This window comes from Phocaeicola sp. GP0067 (assembly GCF_031119655.1).
Classification (GTDB): domain Bacteria; phylum Bacteroidota; class Bacteroidia; order Bacteroidales; family Bacteroidaceae; genus Phocaeicola; species Phocaeicola vulgatus.
In genome coordinates this window covers 12,600-33,937 of the sequence record NZ_JAVHZY010000040.1, presented here as the reverse complement: position 1 = coordinate 33,937, position 21,338 = coordinate 12,600, and the positions used below count along the sequence as shown (strand labels likewise).

The following is a 21,338-nucleotide window of genomic DNA, read 5'->3' as shown; positions in this document are numbered from 1 at the left end:
AGTAGGTAGCCGCCGTTTTGATTGAAGCCTCCGGACTTGAAGAAGTTCCGGAGGCTTTTTTTGTATACGCACGTGTGTGGCGGAGTCTAGTAACGGAAATAATCCTATGTTCTGTAACATGAATATGGTATATTTTTCTCTTTTTGCAGTACTTTTAGTGTAAATTCTATCATTAAATTCTTTTTCTATCATTGATTTTTGTACTTTTGGGCTATTCTTTTTGAATTTATTGAAGAAAGAAAGTGTTAAACTCAAAAAAATATCTTCTAAGAATATGGAAAATAAAATTCAGGAGCTTACCGATAAGATTTATCGTGAAGGTGTGGAAAAAGGAAATGAAGAAGCACAGCGACTTATCAGTAGTGCTCGCGATGAAGCAGCAAAGATTGTAGAGGATGCCCGTAAGGAAGCTGAGTCTATTCTCGCTGTAGCTCGGAAGTCAGCCAAGGAAACTGCCGAAAATACACAATCAGAAATTAAATTGTTTGCCGGACAAGCAGTAAATGCATTGAAGACCGAAATAGCTACCTTGTTGACCAATGAGGTAGTCAGTGAAAGTGTGAAAGGATTTGTGGCAGATAAGGAGTATCTGAATAAGTTTATAGTTTCATTAGCTGCCCAATGGTCTGCTAACGAATCTATCGTGATCTCTACCGCAGATGCCGAAGGACTTAAGAAATATTTTGCAGCGAACGCAAAAGCTTTGTTGGATAAAGGAGTGAGAATAGAAGAAGTGAACGGAACGAAATCACTTTTTACTATCTCACCAGCTGACGGCTCTTACAAAGTGAACTTCGGTGAAGAGGAATTTGAAAATTATTTCAAGGATTTCCTTCGTCCTCAATTAGTAGAAATGTTGTTTTAAAACGGGACTATGACAAATTATTATTGCCTGGTAGCCGGTTTGCCGGATCTTTCGTTGGAGGATGGCAAACTGAACTATACAGTGGCTAATTTTAAATCGGAAATCTATTCGGAATTATCGGAAAAGGATAGGAAGTTAATCGACTTGTTCTATTTGAAATTCGATAATGCTAACCTGTTGAAACTGTTGAAAGATAAGGAAGCTACGACAGATTTTGAGGGGAATTATTCTCAGAATGAGTTGCTGGCGCTTATCAGTTCGGTGCGTGAAGGCGATGCTCCGGATAAGAGATACCCATCTTATCTTTATGAATTTATTACTGCTTATTTGGCTCTTTCCGCAGAGGAACTCTATCGTGCGGAAGATATGTTATCTGCCTGCTATTATGCGTATGCCATGAACTGCGGTAATCAATTTGTTTCCTCCTGGTTTGAATTTAATTTGAATATCAATAATATACTGGCTGCCTTAGCTGCACGTAAATATAAAATGGACGTATCTCAGGTAGTAGTGGGCAAGACGGATGTGAGTGAGATGATTCGTACATCGAATGCCCGAGATTTCGGTTTGTCCGAGATGCTGGAATATTTTGAGCAGGTACTCCGTATCAGCGAGATTGAAGAATTAGTGGAAAGGGAAAAGAAGATAGATTTGTTGAAATGGAACTGGATGGAAGACGCTGTCTTTTTCAACTATTTTACTGTGGAGCGGATTTTCGTGTTTTTGTTGAAACTGGAAATGATTGGCCGTTGGATTTCTATGGATAAGGAAAAGGGAAGCGAACTGTTCCGTCAGATTATTGATAAATTAAAGGACGAGATACAGATTCCCGCAGAATTCAGATAATAAACAGATTAAAGATATATGGCAACAAAAGGAACTGTTAGTGGCGTAATAGCCAACATGGTTACTCTTACCGTTGACGGACCGGTGGCACAGAATGAGATTTGTTACATTCTGACTGGCGGAGACCGCTTGATGGCAGAGGTTATTAAGGTGGTAGGCAGCAATGTTTATGTGCAGGTGTTTGAAAGTACACGTGGATTGAAAGTTGGTGCTGAAGCCGAATTTACGGGACACATGCTTGAAGTGACTCTAGGTCCGGGTATGTTGTCTAAAAATTATGATGGTCTGCAAAACGACCTTGATAAAATGGATGGAGTGTTCCTGAAACGCGGACAATACACCTATCCATTGGATAAAGAAAGAGTGTGGCATTTTGTACCGTTGGTGAAAGTGGGTGATGAAGTTGGTCCATCGGCTTGGTTGGGACAGGTGGATGAGAACTTCCAGCCACTGAAAATTATGGTACCATTTCAGTTGACAGGTACTTATAAAGTGAAATCCATTGTTCCTGAAGGTGATTATACTATTGAGGATACTGTAGTGGTTCTGACGGACAGAGAAGGTAAAGATATTCCGGTAAACATGATTCAGAAGTGGCCGGTAAAGAAGGCTATGACTAATTATAAGGAAAAGCCGCGTCCTTATAAATTATTGGAAACCGGTGTCCGTGTTATTGATACGGTCAACCCCATTGTAGAAGGGGGAACGGGATTTATTCCCGGTCCGTTTGGTACAGGGAAAACAGTGCTTCAGCATGCCATCTCCAAGCAGGCGGAAGCGGATATCGTAATTATCGCTGCTTGTGGTGAACGTGCGAATGAGGTGGTGGAAATCTTTACGGAGTTCCCCGAACTGGTAGATCCGCATACAGGACGTAAGCTGATGGAACGTACTATCATTATTGCCAATACCTCGAACATGCCGGTGGCTGCCCGTGAAGCATCTGTGTACACGGCTATGACCATTTCTGAGTATTATCGTGCTATGGGATTGAAAGTCTTACTGATGGCAGATTCTACTTCCCGTTGGGCGCAGGCCTTGCGTGAGATGTCCAACCGTATGGAAGAATTGCCTGGTCCGGATGCATTCCCGATGGATATCTCGGCTATTATCTCCAACTTTTACGGACGTGCGGGATATGTACATCTGAATAATGGTGAGACCGGTTCTATTACCTTTATCGGTACTGTATCTCCGGCAGGTGGTAACTTGAAGGAACCTGTAACGGAGAATACTAAAAAGGTGGCCCGTTGCTTTTATGCCTTGGAGCAGGAACGTGCCGACAGGAAGCGTTATCCGGCTGTGAACCCGATTGACTCTTATTCAAAATATCTGGAATATCCGGAATTTGAGGAATATATCGCCAAACGTATTAATGGTGAATGGATTGGTAAGGTGAACGAAATCAAAACAAGATTGTTGCGTGGTAAGGAAATTGCTGAACAGATTAATATTTTGGGTGATGATGGCGTACCTGTAGAATATCATGTAATCTTTTGGAAATCAGAGCTGATTGATTTTGTGATTCTGCAACAGGATGCTTTTGATGAAGTGGATTCAGTGACTCCGATGGAACGTCAGGAGGAGATCTTGAATATGGTAATCGACATCTGTCATACGGAATTCAAGTTTGATACTTTCATTGAGGTGATGGATTATTTCAAAAAGATGATCAACCTTTGCAAACAGATGAACTATGCTAAATATAAATCTGAGCAGTATGAGGATTTTAAAAAGCAGTTACAGGAATTGGTTGCCGAGAGAAGTGTCTGATTTTAATTTTTAATTTTAATTTATAATGAGTAGAGATGGCAACAAAAGCATTTCAAAAGATATATACTAAGATTAGCCAGATTACCAAGGCAACCTGTTCGCTGAAAGCGTCAGGAGTGGGCTATGATGAGTTGGCAATGGTTAATGGGAAATTAGCCCAGGTGGTAAAAATCATGGGTGATGAAGTGACTTTGCAGGTGTTCGAGGGTACGGAAGGTATTCCGACCAATGCTGAGGTCGTATTCTTGGGCAAGTCGCCTACACTGAAAGTGAGCGACCAGTTGGCTGGACGTTTCTTCAACGCTTTTGGTGATCCGATTGATGGGGGACCGGAAATTGAGGGACAGGAAGTGCCTATCGGCGGTCCGTCTGTGAATCCGGTTCGCCGTAAACAGCCGTCGGAACTGATTGCGACCGGTATTGCCGGTATCGATTTGAACAATACGTTGGTATCAGGACAGAAGATTCCTTTTTTTGCTGACCCTGACCAGCCGTTCAATCAAGTGATGGCCAATGTGGCATTGCGTGCCGAAACCGATAAGATTATCTTGGGCGGTATGGGTATGACTAATGACGACTACCTGTATTTTAAGAATGTATTTTCTAATGCCGGTGCGCTCGACCGTATTATCAGTTTCGTGAATACTACGGAAAATCCTCCGGTAGAACGTCTGTTGATTCCGGATATGGCGCTGACGGCTGCTGAATATTTTGCAGTGGAACATAATCAGAAAGTATTGGTGTTGCTGACTGATATGACCAGTTATGCTGATGCGTTAGCTATTGTGTCTAACCGTATGGATCAGATTCCTTCCAAGGACTCTATGCCGGGATCTCTTTATTCGGATTTGGCGAAGATTTATGAAAAAGCGGTACAATTCCCCGCAGGTGGTTCAATCACTATTATTGCGGTAACTACCTTGAGTGGCGGTGATATTACGCACGCTGTTCCTGATAATACGGGTTATATCACTGAAGGTCAGCTGTTCCTGCGTCGCGATAGTGATATCGGTAAGGTTATCGTGGACCCGTTCCGTTCGTTGTCTCGTTTGAAACAGTTGGTGAGTGGTAAGAAAACCCGTAAGGATCATCCTCAGGTGATGAATGCTGCTGTACGTTTGTATGCTGATGCCGCCAATGCCAAGACTAAGATGGAAAATGGTTTTGACTTGACTAATTATGATGAACGTACTTTGGCATTTGCTAAAGATTACGCTAATCAGTTACTCGCCATTGATGTGAATCTGGATACTACTGAAATGCTGGATGTTACATGGGGATTGTTCAGCAAATACTTTAAGCCGGAAGAAGTCAATATAAAGAAAGAATTGGTTGACCAGCATTGGAAAAAACAATAAATTAACGAAGAAACATGGCAATAAAGTTTCAATATAACAAGACCTCGCTACAACAGCTTGAGAAGCAGCTCAAGGTCCGTGTGCGTACGCTTCCTATTATTAAAAATAAGGAAAGCGCCCTCCGCATGGAAGTAAAGAGATGCAAGACAGAAGCTGCCGGGTTGGAGGAAAGGCTTGAAAAACAGATTCAGGCATACGAGGCCATGTTCGCACTTTGGAATGAATTTGATGCTTCATTAATAAAAGTGAGTGATGTTCATTTGGGTATAAAGAAGATTGCCGGTGTACGAGTTCCCTTGTTGGAAAACGTAGACTTTGACATCCGTCCCTACAGTCTGTTCAACAGCCCGAAGTGGTATTCCGATGGAATATATTTGTTGAAAGGATTGGCACAGACTGCTATTGAAAGGGAATTTATGCTTGCCAAACTGAACCTGCTGGAACATGCGCGTAAAAAGACCACTCAAAAAGTGAATCTTTTTGAGAAAGTGCAGATACCCGGATATCAGGATGCTCTGCGAAAGATAAAACGATTTATGGAGGATGAAGAGAATTTGTCCAAATCATCGCAGAAGATTCTGAAATCTATTCAAGAGAAAAGAAAGGAGGCGGAGGCATGATTACAAAAATGAAGAAGTTGACTTTCCTTATTTATCATAAGGACTATGAATGTTTCCTGCAAAATATCCGTGATTTGGGCGTAGTCCACGTGGCGGAAAAAGCGCAGGGGACAGCGGAGAATACCGAACTTCAAGAGAGCATCCGTCTGTCCGACCACTATGCTTCGACTATTAAGTTTTTGCAAGGTTTTAATGTTGAACTGCAAGAACAGAAGGGGGATACAGCCCGTGGAGAGAAAGCGTTGGAGGAAGTGGAGGCGTTACAACTGGAGAAAACCCAGTTGCAGCATCAGTTGCAGATTTGCGACAAAGAGCGTGCCGCGTTAGAGGTATGGGGAGATTTCGATCCTGCGTCGGTTATGCGGTTGCAAGAAGTTGGATATCAGGTGAATTTCTATATTTGCTCAGAGAAGAACTTTAACGAGGAATGGTTGGATACGTACTATGCTACGGAGGTTAACCGTATTGGTTCACGCATTTATTTCATTACCATAACCAAAGAAGGAACGTTGCCCGAATTGGAAGTGGAATCGGTCAAATTGCCGGTAATGTCCTTGAGTAGGCTTGCTGCCAGATGTGAAGATTTGGAACAGCAAATGAAGAGTGTGGATGATAAGTTAGCTGCCATAGCAGGAGAAAAACTTCTTTCTTTGCAAGTTGCACAAGCTAATATCCGCTCACAGATAGAATTCTCAAAAGTGGTGCTAAGTACTGAACAAGCTGCGGATGACAAATTGATGTTGTTACAGGGGTGGGCACCGGCTACGCAGATTCCGGAGATTACTAATTTTCTGAATCAACAGGAGGCGTACTTTGAAATTGCTGACCCTACGCCGGAGGACAATGTACCTATTCAGTTGAATAATAAAGGATTCTTCCGTCTGTTTGAACCGATTATGAAACTGTATATGCTTCCTAAGTATAATGAACTGGATTTGACGCCGTTCTTTGCCCCTTTCTTTATGCTCTTTTTCGGGCTGTGTTTGGGCGATTCGGGCTATGGTCTGTTCATGGTATTAGGAGTAACTGTTTATCGTATGTTGGCGAAGAATGTCGGTGCTTCCATGAAGCCCATCTTAACTTTGGTGCAGATTTTGGGTGCTTCTACTTTCTTCTGCGGTATGCTGACAGGTACTTTTTTCGGATTTAATCTGTATGGTAATGATATTCCGTTCTTTAATAAGATGCGTGATTTGTTCTTCTTGGACAATCAATGGATGTTTAATCTTTCATTGATTTTGGGAGCGGTACAGATTATTTTCGGTATGATACTGAAAGCGGCTAATCAGACCATTCAGTTCGGATTGAAATATGCATTGTCAACTATCGGATGGATTATTGTATTGGTAAGTACAGCTTTGGCATTCCTATTGGGAGATACCATGCCGATGGGAGGAACTGTCCATTTGGTAATTCTGGGGCTTGCCGGTGTGCTGATTTTCTTGCTCAACAGTCCAGGAAAGAATATTTTTCTCAATATCGGTTTGGGTTTGTGGGATTCCTACAATATGGCAACCGGTTTGCTGGGGGATATCCTTTCGTATGTGCGTTTGTTTGCTTTAGGTCTGTCGGGTGGTATTCTTGCCAGCGTATTCAATAGTCTGGCGGCTGGAATGAGTCCTGATAATGCAATTGCAGGTCCGATAGTGATGGTATTGATTTTCTTGATAGGTCATTCTATCAACATGTTTATGAATATATTGGGAGCGATGGTTCATCCGATGCGTCTGACTTTCGTGGAGTTTTTTAAGAATTCGGGTTACGAAGGAGGGGGTAAGGAGTACAAGCCTTTCAAGAATTGAAGAATGAGAATAAAGAATTAAAAGCTGTTTAAGCCTTTTCGGCATTGTCATTTTGAATAAATGTTGTATCCTTGTGCAGACAGAAAAGCTAGAAAGGGAGAATCTGAAGCATAGTATGCAGATCTTTCGCTAAGTTCAGGATGACATGAAAAGTATTCCTTTTAGGAGAAGTTTGATAAAATAAAGAATTTAAAAATTAAAAATAGAAGAATTATGGAAATGAATTTATTGATTGCTTATGTAGGTATTGCAATTATGGTTGGTTTATCAGGTATCGGTAGTGCGTATGGTGTAACTATCGCAGGTAATGCATCTATCGGTGCATTGAAGAAGAATGATAGTGCATTCGGTAACTTCTTGGTGTTGACTGCACTTCCCGGTACACAGGGACTGTATGGTTTTGCCGGTTATTTCATGTTCCAGAGTATTTTCGGTGTTCTGACTCCGGCTATTACAGGTATTCAAGCTGCTGCCGTGTTGGGTTCCGGTATTGCTTTGGGACTTGTAGCTCTTTTCTCCGCTATCCGTCAGGGGCAGGTTTGTGCTAATGGTATTGCTGCCATTGGCCAAGGACATAATGTATTTGGTAATACATTGATTTTGGCCGTTTTTCCTGAATTGTATGCTATTGTTGCTTTGGCTGCAACCTTCTTGATGGGATCTGCATTGGCTGCGTAATCAGATTAGTTTTTTTATATGGGCGGCTATTTCCTGTTTTTATGGAAATAGCCGCTTTTCTTATTCTAATGTAAGACAGAACCTTAAAAATATTTATTATTGTAGCCGATATCAGTATTTTTTGTGAAGATTGTTAGAGTAAAATAATTGAATGCTAATTCAGAAACTATCTGAATAACATAAAGTTGCAAAAAAACTTTATTATCTCATTGAAAATATGTAACTTTGCGCTCGAATTAAGATTAGTTAATAGATGGCAAAAGAATTGTTAGCCCCTGATTATATATTCGAAGCAAGTTGGGAGGTATGTAATAAAGTAGGGGGAATTTATACGGTGTTGTCCACCAGGGCCAAAACACTGCAGGAAGCATTCAAAGACAAAGTCTTTTTCATAGGACCCGATTTTTGGGCAGGAAAGGAAAATCCTTTGTTCAGTGAAAATGAAAATCTTTGTGCGGCATGGCGTGAACATGCTTTGAAGAAAGACGGATTGAAAGTTCGTGTGGGACGCTGGAATATTCCGGGAGAGCCTATTGTCATATTGGTGGATTTTTATCCTTTTTTCTCTAAAAGAAATGAAATATATGGCCGGATGTGGGAGGATTTCAAAGTTGATTCACTTCATGCTTATGGAGATTACGACGAAGCGTCTATGTTTTCTTATGCAGCCGGAAAAGTGGTTGAAAGCTTTTATCGTTTCAATCTGACCGAAAATGATAAGGTCATTTATCAGGCACATGAATGGATGACAGGTATGGGGGCCCTTTATTTGCAGAAAGCGGTACCCGAAATAGCTACCATTTTTACTACTCACGCTACTTCTATAGGCCGGTCTATCGCCGGAAACAATAAACCCCTTTACGATTACTTATTTGCTTATAATGGCGACCAAATGGCGCGTGAACTCAATATGGAGGCAAAGCATTCTATTGAGAAGCAGACTGCGCATCATGTGGATTGCTTTACTACGGTCAGTGAGATTACCAACAACGAATGCAAGGAGTTGTTGGACAAGCCGGCAGATGTGGTGTTGATGAATGGGTTTGAGGATGACTTTGTTCCGCAAGGTCGTACATTTGCCGCCAAGCGTAAGAAAGCTCGTGCTGCGATGTTGAATTTGGCTAATAAATTGCTTGGCTTGACGATGAGCGATGATACTCTTATTGTGGGTACAAGCGGTCGTTATGAGTTTAAAAATAAAGGTATCAATGTCTATTTGGAGTCCTTGAACCGATTGACCCGTGATAAAAATTTGAAAAAAGAGGTGCTGGCATTTATTAATGTACCAGGTTGGGTAGGGGATCCTCGTGAGGATTTGGTGGAACGTTTGAAAAGCAAAGAGAATTTCACAACTCCGTTGGAGTGTCCGTTTATCACACATTGGTTGCATAATATGAGTCATGATCAGGTACTTGATATGATGAAGTATTTGGGAATGTCCAATTCGGCGGAATCTAAGGTAAAAGTAATATTTGTACCTTGTTATCTGGATGGAAAGGATGGTATCTTGAATTTGGAATATTATGATTTGGTGTTGGGGAATGACTTGAGTGTTTATCCTTCCTATTATGAACCTTGGGGGTATACACCTTTGGAAAGTGTAGCATTCCATGTACCTACTATAACAACTGATCTGGCTGGATTTGGTTTGTGGGTAAACTCGTTGAAGGGTAGATACAGTGAGTTGAAAGATGGTGTGAAAGTTATCCATCGCTCGGATTACAACTATTCTGAAGTGGCGGATGTTATAAAGGACACTATATCGGAATTTTCGGGATTGCCGGAAAATACAATCAAGACAGTGCGTAAAAATGCGGCGGACATTGCTGAAAAGGCATTGTGGAAGCATTTTATCAAATATTATTATGAAGCTTATGATGTGGCATTGCATAATGCACAGAAAAGGCTTGTTATGAATAGCTAATTAATTATTAATAAATAATTTGAGAGACATGAAAATCAAAGTAAGTAATGCGAATACTCCTAATTGGAAGGAAGTTACAGTAAAATCACACATTCCCGAAGAACTGAAGAAGTTGGAGGAAATGGCTCGTAACATCTGGTGGGCATGGAATTACGAAGCAACAGACCTGTTTAGAGATTTAGATCCTGCAACTTGGAAAGAAGTGGGGCAGAATCCCGTTGCTTTATTGGAACGTTTGAGCTATGAAAAGCTGGAGGCATTAACTCAGGATAAGGTGATTGTAAAGCGCATGAATGATGTATATGCTAAATTCAAAGCTTATGTAGATGCTAAGCCGGATAGCAAACGTCCTTCTGTTGCTTATTTCTGTATGGAGTATGGTTTGACACATGTTTTGAAAATCTATTCCGGTGGGCTGGGTATTTTGGCCGGTGACTACTTGAAAGAAGCATCAGACAGTAATGTAGATATGTGTGGTGTTGGCTTCTTGTATCGTTATGGGTATTTTAGCCAAAGCCTTTCAATGGATGGTCAGCAGATTGCTAACTATGAATCACAGAATTTCGGTAGCCTGCCTATTGAACGTGTAATGGATGAAAACGGACAGCCGATGGTAGTTGATGTTCCTTATTTGAACTATTTCGTTCATGCATACGTATGGAAGGTAAATGTAGGACGTGTTCCTTTGTATCTGCTAGATACGGATAATGAAATGAACAGCGAATTTGATCGTCCTATCACTTATCAGTTGTATGGTGGAGATTGGGAGAACCGTTTGAAACAAGAAATCTTGTTAGGTATCGGTGGTGTGTTGCTGCTGAAGAAATTGGGCATTAAGAAAGATGTCTATCATTGTAATGAAGGACATGCTGCTTTGTGTAATGTGCAGCGTTTGTGTGATTATGTAGAAAGCGGGCTGACATTTGACCAGGCTTTGGAAGTAGTTCGTTCTTCTTCTTTATATACGGTTCATACTCCGGTTCCTGCGGGGCATGACTATTTTGATGAAGGCTTGTTTGGAAAATATATGGGTGGTTATCCACAGCGTATGGGGATTTCTTGGCAGGATTTGATGGACTTGGGTCGTATTAATCCGGGTGATGCAGGCGAACGTTTTTGTATGTCTACATTTGCTTGTAACACTTGTCAGGAAGTAAACGGTGTGAGCTGGTTGCATGGCAAGGTTTCTCAGGAGATGTTCTCTGGAATTTGGAAAGGCTATTTCCCTGAAGAAAGTCATGTAGGTTATGTAACTAATGGTGTTCATTTCCCAACGTGGAGTGCTACTGAATGGAAGAAGCTATATGCTAAGCATTTTGCTCCTAATTTCCTGGAAGATCAGTCTAATGAGAAAATTTGGGAAGCTATTTATAATGTAGCCGATGAAGAAATTTGGGAAACCCGTATGGCTTTGAAGTACAAATTGGTTGACCATATTCGTAAGCAGTTCAGTGAAAGCTGGTTGAAGAACCAAGGTGATCCTTCACGTATCGTTTCTCTGATGGAAAAGATTAATCCGAATGCCTTGTTGATTGGTTTTGCCCGTCGTTTTGCTACTTACAAACGTGCGCATCTGCTGTTTACTGATTTGGAACGTTTGTCTAAGATTGTGAACAATCCTGATTATCCGGTACAGTTCTTATTTGCAGGTAAGGCTCATCCACACGATGGTGCAGGTCAGGGGTTGATCAAGAAGATTGTGGAAATTTCCCGTCGTCCGGAATTCTTGGGCAAAATCATCTTCTTGGAAAATTATGATATGCAGTTGGCACGGCGTCTGGTCTCAGGTGTTGATATTTGGATGAATACTCCTACCCGTCCTTTGGAAGCTTCTGGAACATCAGGCGAGAAGGCTTTGATGAATGGTGTTGTTAACTTCTCTGTGCTTGACGGTTGGTGGCTGGAAGGTTACCGTGAAGGAGCAGGATGGGCGTTAACTGAAAAACGTACTTATCAGAATCAAGATCATCAAGATCAATTGGATGCCGCAACTATTTATAGTATTTTGGAAAATGAGATTCTTCCATTGTATTATGCACGTAACCGTAAGGGATATTCTGAGGGTTGGGTGAAGACTATCAAGAATTCTATTGCTCAGGTGGCTCCTCATTATACAATGAAACGTCAGTTAGACGATTATTATGCTAAGTTCTATACTAAAGAAGCAAAACGTTTTAAAGAATTGGTAGCCAATGATTATGCAAAGGCTAAGGAACTGGCTGCTTGGAAAGAAAGAGTTGCAGAACTTTGGGATTCCATTGAAATCGTTTCATGTGAAAAGACGGAAGAGCTGGCTAGCGGTAATATTGAAAGCGGAAAAGAATATATCATTACTTATGTTATAGATGAAAAGGGATTGGATGATGCAGTAGGTATTGAACTGGTTACCACTTTCACGAATGCGGAAGGTAAAGAGCATATCTATTCTGTAGAACCAATGGAAGTAATTAAGAAAGAAGGTAACTTGTATACATTCCAGGTTAAACACAGTTTGTCTAACTCAGGCAGCTTCAAGGTGGCATACCGTATGTTCCCGAAGAATGTTGATTTGCCTCATCGTCAGGATTTCTGCTATGTTCGTTGGTTTAACTAATCATTGAATTAAGATAATATTTCTATTTAAAGAACTGTTTCCTTGGAAAAGAGAGGAAGCAGTTCTTTTTTATTAGTATGTTCGCCCAAAGTTTCATTGATATTATCATTCCAGTTAAGATTGTTATGGAAAGTGCGCATTATTGGGAAGGATAGGACGAGTATAAAAAATACCGATGCCTTTCTAGACATCGGTATTTTACTTTGTAAACTATTTTGCAGTTATTTTATTTCAATAGTTCGTTCAGTTTGGACTTGATGGCATCTCCACGGAGATTACGTGCAACAATGGTACCTTCCTGATCAACCAATACGGTAGCAGGAATTGAATTGACACCATAAAGTTTTGCACCTGCATTGTTCCAACCTTGCAGGTCAGACATTTGCGGCCATGTAATATTCAAGGCAGTGATAGCCTCTTTCCACTTGTCTGCATTCTCGTCTAAAGAAATACCTACAATTCCGAAGCCTTTATCTTTGAAAGCCTTGTATGCTTCTACAACATTGGGCATTTCTTTACGGCAAGGTCCGCACCAGCTAGCCCAAAAGTCAATCAAAGTATATTTATTTTTGCTGACGAAATCAGACAGGCTTACAGTTTTACCTTCAGGGGTCTGCATAGAGAAATCAATGTATTTCTGACCTACAGCCGTTTTCTCTGAAGTTTCAATGTGGGCTTTCAACTTGTTGATACGTTCATTAACTAATGCAGCGGGAATTTTTTCTACCAACGCTTTTTGTTTGTCGAGTTCGAATGCGCCTGCATAGGAAGGGAGCAGATATACACCGACCGGATTGGTGATATTGGCTTCAATTGTTTGATAAACCATATCCATGCCTACACTGTCTTTCTTTTCAATCTCAGCCATGATAGCTTCTACCTGTTCTTCTGTCAAGCTAGTGTCGCTTTGAGCCTTTTGGTACATTTCATTCATTTCCTTGCTTAAAGCCATGAAGCCATCTTTGAATTTTTGGTAAGCGTCGTTATTAGGAGTACCTGAAACTTTGCTTTCCTTACCTAAGGTTACATTAATATTTCCATTTTCAAGAAAAAGATCAGTAAAGTAACGCTTGTCTCCTTTCATATAAGTGATGTAGCGGTTTACAGCCGTATCTTGTTTTCCGGTGAATACGAAAGTTCCGCTTTTGACAATAGCAGAATCAAGTTTTACAAGGTTTCCTCCTGCGTATTCCTGTAAATAGATCGTGTCGCCATCAGTGATGTCTTCTACTGAACCTGTAACCTTATAGGAAGGCGAATTCTGACATGCAACGAAAGCCATACTTCCTGCAGCCAATAAATAAACTAATTTTTTCATTTTAATATGATTATAATTTGAACGCAAAGATAACTACTTAATTAATATGTTTGCGGAAAAAAGGTTTTTATTTTCAGAATGAAATAAGGAATCTATAGTTTTGCTTTGCTTTTTTTGAATTTTATGGGCACTCATTCAATTCCTTTGGTTATAATTTGTACAGGGGGCTGCCTTACTGTTACAGTTGATCGGTAATATTCTGGATCTTTCGAAAATCGAATCGGGCACATTGAAGTTTGTGTAGAGTGATGTGAATATTAATGCAATGATGTACGATTTGGAGGAATTATTTCAATTACGGAATAAAAATAATCCGGAGGTGGAGATCGGGTTTGTGCCCGGCATGGAAGAGTACATGATTCGTACCGAGCGATAACGTTTCATTCAAGCTATATCCAACTTAGTTATTAATGCAATGAAATTTATTTTCTAGGGAAGTTTTATCATGGGTTATGAACAACAGGAGGGAAAATGTATTTTTCTCGAAATGATGCAGATTGTGGAATTCCGGAAGAGAAGCAGGGGCAGATATTTTAACGCTTTGTACAATTGAATACTTTCAAGTAGAGTATAGGATTGGGACTTTCTATTTGTAGCAGTATTATTATGGGAGATCGGGTAGATGTTGAATCCGAGCAGGGAGAAGGTCTCATTTTTTTGTTTACAATTTCTCAAAAGCCTATCATTCACTTTGCTGGGAGAAGAGAAATAGTACGCACAATGGAAAATTATTAGTCGGATGAATAAATATTACTTTATTTATATCCTCCATTCTTGAAAAATACCGTAATTTTGCAACTCAATTACAAAATGAGTATGCAACAATCTAATTATATAATTGAGGTAAAAGGTGTTTCCAAGTTTTTTGGTGATAAAATGGTCTTGGATAACATTAATTTATATGTAAAAAAAGGTGAGTTTGTAACTGTGTTGGGACCCTCCGGTTGCGGAAAGACAACTCTTTTACGTTTGATTGCCGGTTTTCAGACTGCTTCGGAAGGCGAGATAAAGATAGCTGGAAAAGAGATCACGCAGACACCTCCGCATAAGCGTCCGGTAAATACTGTGTTCCAGAAGTATGCTTTGTTCCCTCATTTGAATGTGTTCGATAATATTGCCTTCGGATTGAAATTGAAAAAGATCTCTAAGCAGACTATCGAGAAGAAAGTAAAGGCTGCTCTTCGTATGGTAGGGATGACGGACTATGAGTATCGGGATGTGAATTCCTTGTCAGGCGGGCAGCAACAGCGTGTAGCCATAGCCCGTGCTATTGTCAATGAGCCGGAGGTGTTGTTGCTGGATGAGCCTTTGGCTGCTTTGGACTTGAAGATGCGTAAAGATATGCAGATGGAATTAAAAGAGATGCATAAGACATTGGGCATCACTTTTATTTATGTGACGCATGACCAAGAGGAAGCTTTAACACTGAGCGACACGATTGTTGTAATGAGTGAAGGAAAAATACAGCAGATCGGAACACCGGTGGATATTTATAACGAACCCATCAATTCGTTTGTAGCTGATTTTATAGGTGAGAGCAATATTCTGAACGGAACTATGATACAGGACAAGCTTGTGCGTTTTGCAGGAGTGGAATTTGAATGTGTAGATGAAGGTTTCGGTGAAAATATGCCGGTAGATGTTGTGGTACGTCCTGAAGATTGGTATATTTTTCCGGATTCGGATGCTTCACAGATTTCAGGTATCGTAACCTCATCCATCTTTAAAGGTGTGCATTATGAAATGGTGGTTGAGGCCAATGGTTATGAATTTATTGTACAGGACTATCATCATTTTGCTGTGGGTGAGCAGGTAGGTTTGTTGATAAAACCTTTTGATATCCATATTATGAAAAAAGAACGTGTATGCAATACGTTTGAAGGAGAACTGACAGATGGAACACATGTGGAATTTCTGGGATGTACGTTTGAGTGTCTGCCAGTGGTTGACATTGAGCCGGGAACTAAAGTAAAAGTGCAGGTAGATTTCAAGGATATCATTTTGCAGGATAATGAAGAGGATGGAACTTTAACCGGAGATGTACGTTTTATCCTATATAAGGGAGATCATTATCACCTCACTGTGTCATCGGACTGGGGTGAGGATATTTTTGTTGATACCAATGATGTATGGGACAATGGTGATCATGTAGGTATCAGCATCTTTCCCGAAAGTATAAAAATAACTCAGGTTGTAGAATCATAATAAAGAAAAGAGGTGCTCAGAACGATACGATTTTTCTTGTCTTCACGTAAAAGTTGGACTATTCCTTACGTGATATTTTCGGCGGTATTTGTTATTCTTCCGCTACTTTTAATAGTGGTTTATGCATTTATGGATGATGCGGGGCATTTCACATTGGGAAATTTTGCCAAATTTTTCGCCCATCCCGAGGCAATCAACACATTTGTTTATTCTATTGGCGTGGCCATTATCACAACAGTGGTATGTATCTTATTGGGATATCCTGCTGCCTATATTCTGACACAGACGCGGATGAAATATGCATCGACAGTGGTGGTATTGTTTATTTTGCCCATGTGGGTGAATATTTTAATACGTACACTGGCTACGGTGGCCTTGTTCGATTTTATGAACGTATCTTTAGGAGAGGGGGCTTTGATATTCGGTATGGTATATAATTTTTTGCCTTTTATGATTTATCCTATTTACAACACTTTGCAGAAATTGGATAAAAGTTATGTGGAAGCGGCGCAAGATTTGGGCGCCAATCCCATGCAAGTGTTTTTCAAGGCTGTGTTGCCCCTGTCTATGCCGGGTATTGTGAGTGGTATATTAATGGTATTTATGCCTACTATCTCCACATTTGCTATTGCCGAATTATTGACAATGAATAATATTAAATTATTTGGCACTACTATCCAGGAAAATATTAATAATAGTATGTGGAATTATGGGGCGGCCTTGTCGTTGATCATGTTGTTCCTTATTGGTGCGACAACCTTGCTCGCTTCAGATGATAAGGATCATAACGAAGGAGGCGGACTATGGTAAAGAAAATTTTGTGTCAGGGGTATTTGTGGCTGCTTCTGCTATTGCTTTATGCGCCTATTTTTATCATTATGATCTATTCGTTTACCGAAGCAAAGGTGCTGGGCAACTGGACCGGGTTTTCCACCAAACTCTATTCATCCCTATTTGTTGCGGGTACACATCATTCATTGACAAATGCCTTGGTCAATACCTTGAGCATTGCCTTTATTGCAGCTACCGTATCCACCTTGCTGGGCAGTATTACGGCAATCGGCATATTCAATCTTCGTCCCCGTGCCCGTAAAGCAATCAGTTTTGTCAATAATATCCCTATTTTGAATGGAGATATTATTATTGGTATATCTCTATTCTTGCTGTTCGTATCTTTGGGTATTCCACAAGGATATACTACTGTAGTGCTTGCACATATCACATTCTGTACTCCATATGTGGTGTTAAGTGTGTTGCCGCGTTTGAAACAGATGAATCCGAATATTTATGAGGCGGCGCTTGACTTGGGGGCTACTCCTATGCAGGCACTCCGCAAGGTGATTGTTCCTGAGATTCTTCCGGGAATGATTTCAGGTTTTATGTTGGCGGTGACTTTGTCCATTGACGATTTTGCCGTGACTGTATTTACTATTGGTAATGAAGGGCTTGAAACTCTTTCCACCTATATTTATGCGGATGCACGGAAAGGAGGGTTGACCCCTGAACTTCGTCCGCTTTCTACCATTATATTCGTATTGGTGCTGGTATTGCTGGTTATCATCAATCGCCGTGCAGGCAAGAAAAAGGAGGTATAAAAAATGAGGAAAATAAATAGATGGCTGATGGTGTGTGTGTGCGCGTTATTCTCTTTAACCGGATGCTATAACATAGAGCCTCGTGAGAGTGTGCTGAAAATATATAATTGGGCCGATTACATTGATGAGGATATGTTGGCGGAATTTCCCCGGTGGTACAAAGAACAGACGGGGGAAGATATTCGGATTGTCTATCAGACTTTTGACATCAATGAAATCATGTTGACCAAGATAGAACGCGGGCATGAAGATTTTGATGTAGTTTGTCCTTCGGAGTATATCATAGAGCGCATGCTGAGGAAAGGTTTATTGCTTCCCATTGATACCGTTTTTGGAAAGACCCCCAATTATCTGCATAATGAATCTCCTTATATCCGTGAACAATTGGATAAATTGAGCTGGTCGGGGCATCGTGCTTCAGATTATGCCATCGGTTATATGTGGGGAACAGCAGGTATCCTTTTTAATACCGATCATGTTCCAGCGGAAGATGCCAGGACTTGGGCCAGTCTTTGGAATCTGAAATATGAGAACAAGATCCTGATGAAGGAAAGTTATCGTGATGCATATGGTACCGCATTGATTTATGCCAATGCCGAGGATTTGAAAAAAGGCAAGGTTACGGTAGAGGAGTTGATGAACAACTATTCGCAAGCATCCATCGATACAGTTGAGAAGTATCTGAAAGCCATGAAACCCTTGATAGCAGGTTGGGAAGCTGATTTTGGCAAGGAAATGATGACTAAAGGTAAAGCATGGCTGAACATGACCTGGAGCGGGGATGCGGTATGGGCGATAGAAGAGGCTGAAGGAGTGGGCATCCATCTGGACTATGAGGTGCCGGTGGAAGGAAGTAATGTGTGGTATGACGGATGGGTGATCCCTAAGTATGCTAGAAATAAAAAGGCTGCCAGTTATTTTATTAATTATTTATGCCGTCCCGATGTGGCTTTACGTAATATGGACGCCTGTGGTTATGTGAGTGCCGTTGCTACTCCCGAGATTTTGGAGGCAAAAATAGATACTACTTTATCTTACTTTGCAGATTTAAGCTATTTTTTCGGTCCTGCTGCCGATAGTATACAAATAGATAAGGTACAGTATCCTGACCGTACAGTGGTGGAGCGTTGTGCCATGATTCGTGATTCCGGTGACAAGACCGAATTGGTCTTGGAAATGTGGTCGTGTGTAAAGGGGGATAATTTGGGGGTAGGCGTGGTTATTGTGATTCTGGTATCTGCCGGGATTATGGTAGTATTCACCGTGTATAGAAAACTTCAGCGTTATCAGCATGAAAAGGCTCAATATCGTCGCAGGAATCATCGAAGAAAGAAATGACTTTATAAGGGAAGGAAACATTTAGTCTTGCTGATAAAACGATTTAGGGAATCCAATCTTTAGGTAGAATTAAAATAAAAGTCCGAACTTGGGAAAGTCCGGACTTTTATTTCTATAATCATATAAAGATTAAATGATGTATTGTGAAGAGATAGACTCATTATTCATCACGCGGCGGATTGTTTCAGCAAACATATCAGCAATGGTCAGTTGCTTCACTTTAGAGCAACGGTTAGCATAAGGAATACTATCGGTAAATACCATTTCTTCCAAGCCGGAGTTCTGAACGCGTTCGGATGCAGGACCTGACATTACACAGTGAGAAGCGATAGCGCGGACGGAAATAGCTCCCGCTTCTTTCATAATATCGGCAGCTTTGGTAATAGTACCTGCTGTATCTACCATATCGTCAATTAAGATGACATTTTTATTTTTTACATCACCGATAATTTGCATGGTGGCCACTTCATTGGCTTTCAGGCGCGTCTTGTTGCAGAGTACCAAGGGTACACCCAAATATTTGGAATAAGTGCTGGCGCGTTTTGAACCACCCACGTCCGGAGTTGCGATTACCAAGTCTTCCAGTTGCAATGATTCAATGTAAGGCAGGAATACGCCAGAAGCGTAGAGGTGGTCTACCGGTACATCAAAGAATCCTTGAATCTGATCGGCATGCAAATCCATTGTGATTAAACGGTCGATGCCTGCTACGCTCAGAAGATCGGCTACCAGTTTAGCACCGATAGAAACACGAGGTTTGTCTTTTCTGTCCTGACGTGCCCATCCAAAGTAGGGAATAACGGCTACAATGCTTTTTGCAGAGGCTCTTTTAGCTGCATCAATCATTAGCAGCAGTTCCATTAAGTTGTCAGAGTTAGGAAAGGTAGATTGAACTAGAAAAACATGTGCGCCTCTAATTGATTCTTCATAAGAAACAGCGAACTCACCATCAGCAAAATGCATGATGTTCATGTTTCCTAATTTGCAACCGAGGCTGTTGCAAATCTTTTCTGCAAGGTATCTCGAATTTGTTCCTGAGAATACCCTAAAAGGTGATGTTTTGCTCATTTTTGTAATAGATATTACCTATTTGTTAATTTGCGTGCAAAGGTACGTATTATAATTAGAAATTAAAAATAGAAATTTAAAAATAACTTCTCATTATTGTAATATGCTTGGTTTGAAGCATATTCTTCGTTTTTTAGGCTTCTATTCTAAATTATTTTGATAAATCAGTCTGCTAAATCTCTTAATTTCCGGAAATGTTCTATCACGCACCGATAATCGCGATCGGTACACGCATCGAATTTATTCCAAAGGGCGCCCAATATGGCGGCTCCTCCGAAACCAAAGTCCTTTACCTCCAGCAAGTTTTCTTCGTCAATGCCTCCCAAAGCTATGACTTTTTTGTCAATAATGCCTGCTTTGGCGGCGGTACGGAGTTCTTCGGCGGTGTATGCCGAGTTATAATTTAGTTTGGATATGCTATTGAATACCGGACTCAGAAAGACATAATCGCAACTGGATTTGCGCTCTTTAACTTCGTCTAGCGAATGGCAAGAACAACTGACATGTCCTTTGTATCCTTCCGGCAGGTTCGGATTACGACCGTTCAGGTGAATTCCTTTCAGTTTGTATTCCTCTTTCAGATAAAAATGTCCGTGAACCACGATGCGTTTGTGATATTGTTCGGGGATAAGGGTTAGCAGACGTTCTGCAAACATGGGTGCTGTACCGGGCTTTCGCAGATGGAGTGTGTCTAGTCCCTCCTCGAAAAGAGCTGTAATTATTTTATCTTCCTCCACAAAATAAGTGGGGGGCGTTATTAGAATTAACTTCATACCTTATGACTAATTGCTAAGCAAAGATAGCAACCTATTTGTAATAATCCTAGTGGATTTATAGATTTATTTTTGATAAACCTGTAAATCAATGGGATACTTTCCCCGAAAAAGTGATTCATGCGATGGAAAAGTTTTAAATAATCTGTGTGTATCTGTATGAAATAGGCGTTTTTTATTTACTTTTGCGCTAATAAAACAAGACGAATAGATAGAATTATGAATAAAAAACAATTTCTTGCAGCCGCATTTTGTTTGATGGCACTTGCCGGATGTACGCAAAAAACGGAATTGCCTGAGAATCCTAAAGATCAAGAAGAGTACCGTGATCATCAGGGAAACAGTTGGATTTATAACGCTATGCTAATGCGTTGGGCATTAATGCCGTCTATGGCCAACGGACTTTCTACCACACATTATTATTATCCTAAATCTGATTCGTGGACAGATGCTAACGGAATGAAAGTGGATGCTCCTTCAAAAGTGAATGTGGGGGCAAAATCGTCTACAAAATCAAAATCGAGCGGAAGTGTTTTTGGGAAAACACGCCGTTCATCCGGTGTTCATAGTTAATAGGAAGCG

19 protein-coding genes are annotated in these 21,338 nt (G+C 40.7%); 15 read left to right on the top strand and 4 right to left on the bottom strand.

Annotated elements, in window-relative coordinates; translation table 11 throughout:
- The coding region (locus RE317_RS19685) for a hypothetical protein (RefSeq protein ID WP_271706751.1) at positions 1-192 on the bottom strand (192 nt) is incomplete at its 3' end.
- Between the two features lie 82 nt (positions 193-274).
- Here RE317_RS19685 and RE317_RS19680 point away from each other — a divergent pair.
- The 9 genes from RE317_RS19680 to glgP all read left to right on the top strand — a co-directional run bounded on the left by RE317_RS19680 (position 275) and on the right by glgP (position 12,459).
- Positions 275-865, top strand: coding sequence for a hypothetical protein (locus RE317_RS19680; protein ID WP_005839519.1), 591 nt, complete (start codon positions 275-277; stop codon positions 863-865).
- A gap of 9 nt (positions 866-874) precedes the next feature.
- Positions 875-1,711, top strand: coding sequence for a DUF2764 domain-containing protein (locus RE317_RS19675; protein ID WP_005839521.1), 837 nt, complete (start codon positions 875-877; stop codon positions 1,709-1,711).
- An 18-nt stretch (positions 1,712-1,729) separates the two neighbouring features.
- Positions 1,730-3,484, top strand: a complete 1,755-nt coding sequence (locus tag RE317_RS19670; protein ID WP_005839523.1) for a V-type ATP synthase subunit A — start codon at positions 1,730-1,732, stop codon at positions 3,482-3,484.
- Between the two features lie 35 nt (positions 3,485-3,519).
- Positions 3,520-4,842, top strand: coding sequence for a V-type ATP synthase subunit B (locus RE317_RS19665; RefSeq protein ID WP_005839525.1), 1,323 nt, complete (start codon positions 3,520-3,522; stop codon positions 4,840-4,842).
- A 14-nt stretch (positions 4,843-4,856) separates the two neighbouring features.
- The gene (locus tag RE317_RS19660; protein WP_005839527.1) at positions 4,857-5,462 is read left to right on the top strand and encodes a V-type ATP synthase subunit D; all 606 of its coding nucleotides are present in this window, start codon (positions 4,857-4,859) and stop codon (positions 5,460-5,462) included.
- Positions 5,459-7,264 carry a V-type ATP synthase subunit I gene (locus RE317_RS19655; RefSeq protein WP_005839529.1) on the top strand — a complete coding sequence of 602 codons (1,806 nt, stop codon included), beginning with the start codon at positions 5,459-5,461 and terminating at the stop codon, positions 7,262-7,264. Before RE317_RS19660 ends, RE317_RS19655 begins: the two co-directional genes overlap by 4 nt.
- 213 nt (positions 7,265-7,477) lie before the next feature.
- Positions 7,478-7,942 (top strand): V-type ATP synthase subunit K, encoded by a 465-nt coding sequence (locus RE317_RS19650; RefSeq protein ID WP_005839531.1) that lies wholly within the window; start codon positions 7,478-7,480, stop codon positions 7,940-7,942.
- A gap of 253 nt (positions 7,943-8,195) precedes the next feature.
- Entirely contained in the window at positions 8,196-9,866 is a 1,671-nt protein-coding gene (locus RE317_RS19645; protein WP_005839533.1) for a glycogen/starch synthase, read from the top strand.
- A 28-nt stretch (positions 9,867-9,894) separates the two neighbouring features.
- Positions 9,895-12,459, top strand: a complete 2,565-nt coding sequence (gene glgP / locus RE317_RS19640; protein WP_005839535.1) for an alpha-glucan family phosphorylase — start codon at positions 9,895-9,897, stop codon at positions 12,457-12,459.
- 226 nt (positions 12,460-12,685) lie between these two features.
- On the opposite strand, the gene RE317_RS19635 is transcribed toward glgP, so the two are convergent.
- On the bottom strand, positions 12,686-13,777 hold the full coding sequence (locus tag RE317_RS19635; RefSeq protein ID WP_008781589.1) for a TlpA disulfide reductase family protein: 1,092 nt from the start codon (positions 13,775-13,777) through the stop codon (positions 12,686-12,688).
- A 250-nt stretch (positions 13,778-14,027) separates the two neighbouring features.
- Between RE317_RS19635 and RE317_RS19630 the strand changes: the two genes are divergently transcribed.
- The 5 genes from RE317_RS19630 to RE317_RS19610 all read left to right on the top strand — a co-directional run bounded on the left by RE317_RS19630 (position 14,028) and on the right by RE317_RS19610 (position 18,915).
- Positions 14,028-14,153 carry a hypothetical protein gene (locus tag RE317_RS19630; protein ID WP_262912984.1) on the top strand — a complete coding sequence of 42 codons (126 nt, stop codon included), beginning with the start codon at positions 14,028-14,030 and terminating at the stop codon, positions 14,151-14,153.
- A gap of 440 nt (positions 14,154-14,593) precedes the next feature.
- Positions 14,594-15,982, top strand: a complete 1,389-nt coding sequence (gene potA / locus RE317_RS19625) for a polyamine ABC transporter ATP-binding protein (protein ID WP_117873951.1) — start codon at positions 14,594-14,596, stop codon at positions 15,980-15,982.
- A gap of 12 nt (positions 15,983-15,994) precedes the next feature.
- Entirely contained in the window at positions 15,995-16,792 is a 798-nt protein-coding gene (locus RE317_RS19620; RefSeq protein ID WP_005839541.1) for an ABC transporter permease, read from the top strand.
- Complete coding sequence (locus RE317_RS19615; protein WP_005839542.1) at positions 16,786-17,577, top strand: ABC transporter permease; 792 nt, start codon at positions 16,786-16,788, stop codon at positions 17,575-17,577. The genes RE317_RS19620 and RE317_RS19615 overlap by 7 nt, the downstream gene beginning before the upstream one ends.
- 3 nt (positions 17,578-17,580) lie before the next feature.
- Entirely contained in the window at positions 17,581-18,915 is a 1,335-nt protein-coding gene (locus tag RE317_RS19610) for an ABC transporter substrate-binding protein (RefSeq protein WP_165854379.1), read from the top strand.
- A 129-nt stretch (positions 18,916-19,044) separates the two neighbouring features.
- Here RE317_RS19610 and RE317_RS19605 read toward each other — a convergent pair whose 3' ends face one another.
- Both RE317_RS19605 and RE317_RS19600 read right to left on the bottom strand, forming a co-directional pair.
- Complete coding sequence (locus RE317_RS19605; protein WP_005845942.1) at positions 19,045-19,983, bottom strand: ribose-phosphate pyrophosphokinase; 939 nt, start codon at positions 19,981-19,983, stop codon at positions 19,045-19,047.
- A gap of 164 nt (positions 19,984-20,147) precedes the next feature.
- A complete protein-coding gene (locus RE317_RS19600) occupies positions 20,148-20,756 on the bottom strand; it encodes a thiamine phosphate synthase (RefSeq protein ID WP_005845944.1) in 609 nt (202 codons plus the stop codon).
- 219 nt (positions 20,757-20,975) lie between these two features.
- Between RE317_RS19600 and RE317_RS19595 the strand changes: the two genes are divergently transcribed.
- Positions 20,976-21,329 (top strand): hypothetical protein, encoded by a 354-nt coding sequence (locus RE317_RS19595; protein WP_005845946.1) that lies wholly within the window; start codon positions 20,976-20,978, stop codon positions 21,327-21,329.
- Positions 21,330-21,338: the final 9 nt, after the last annotated feature.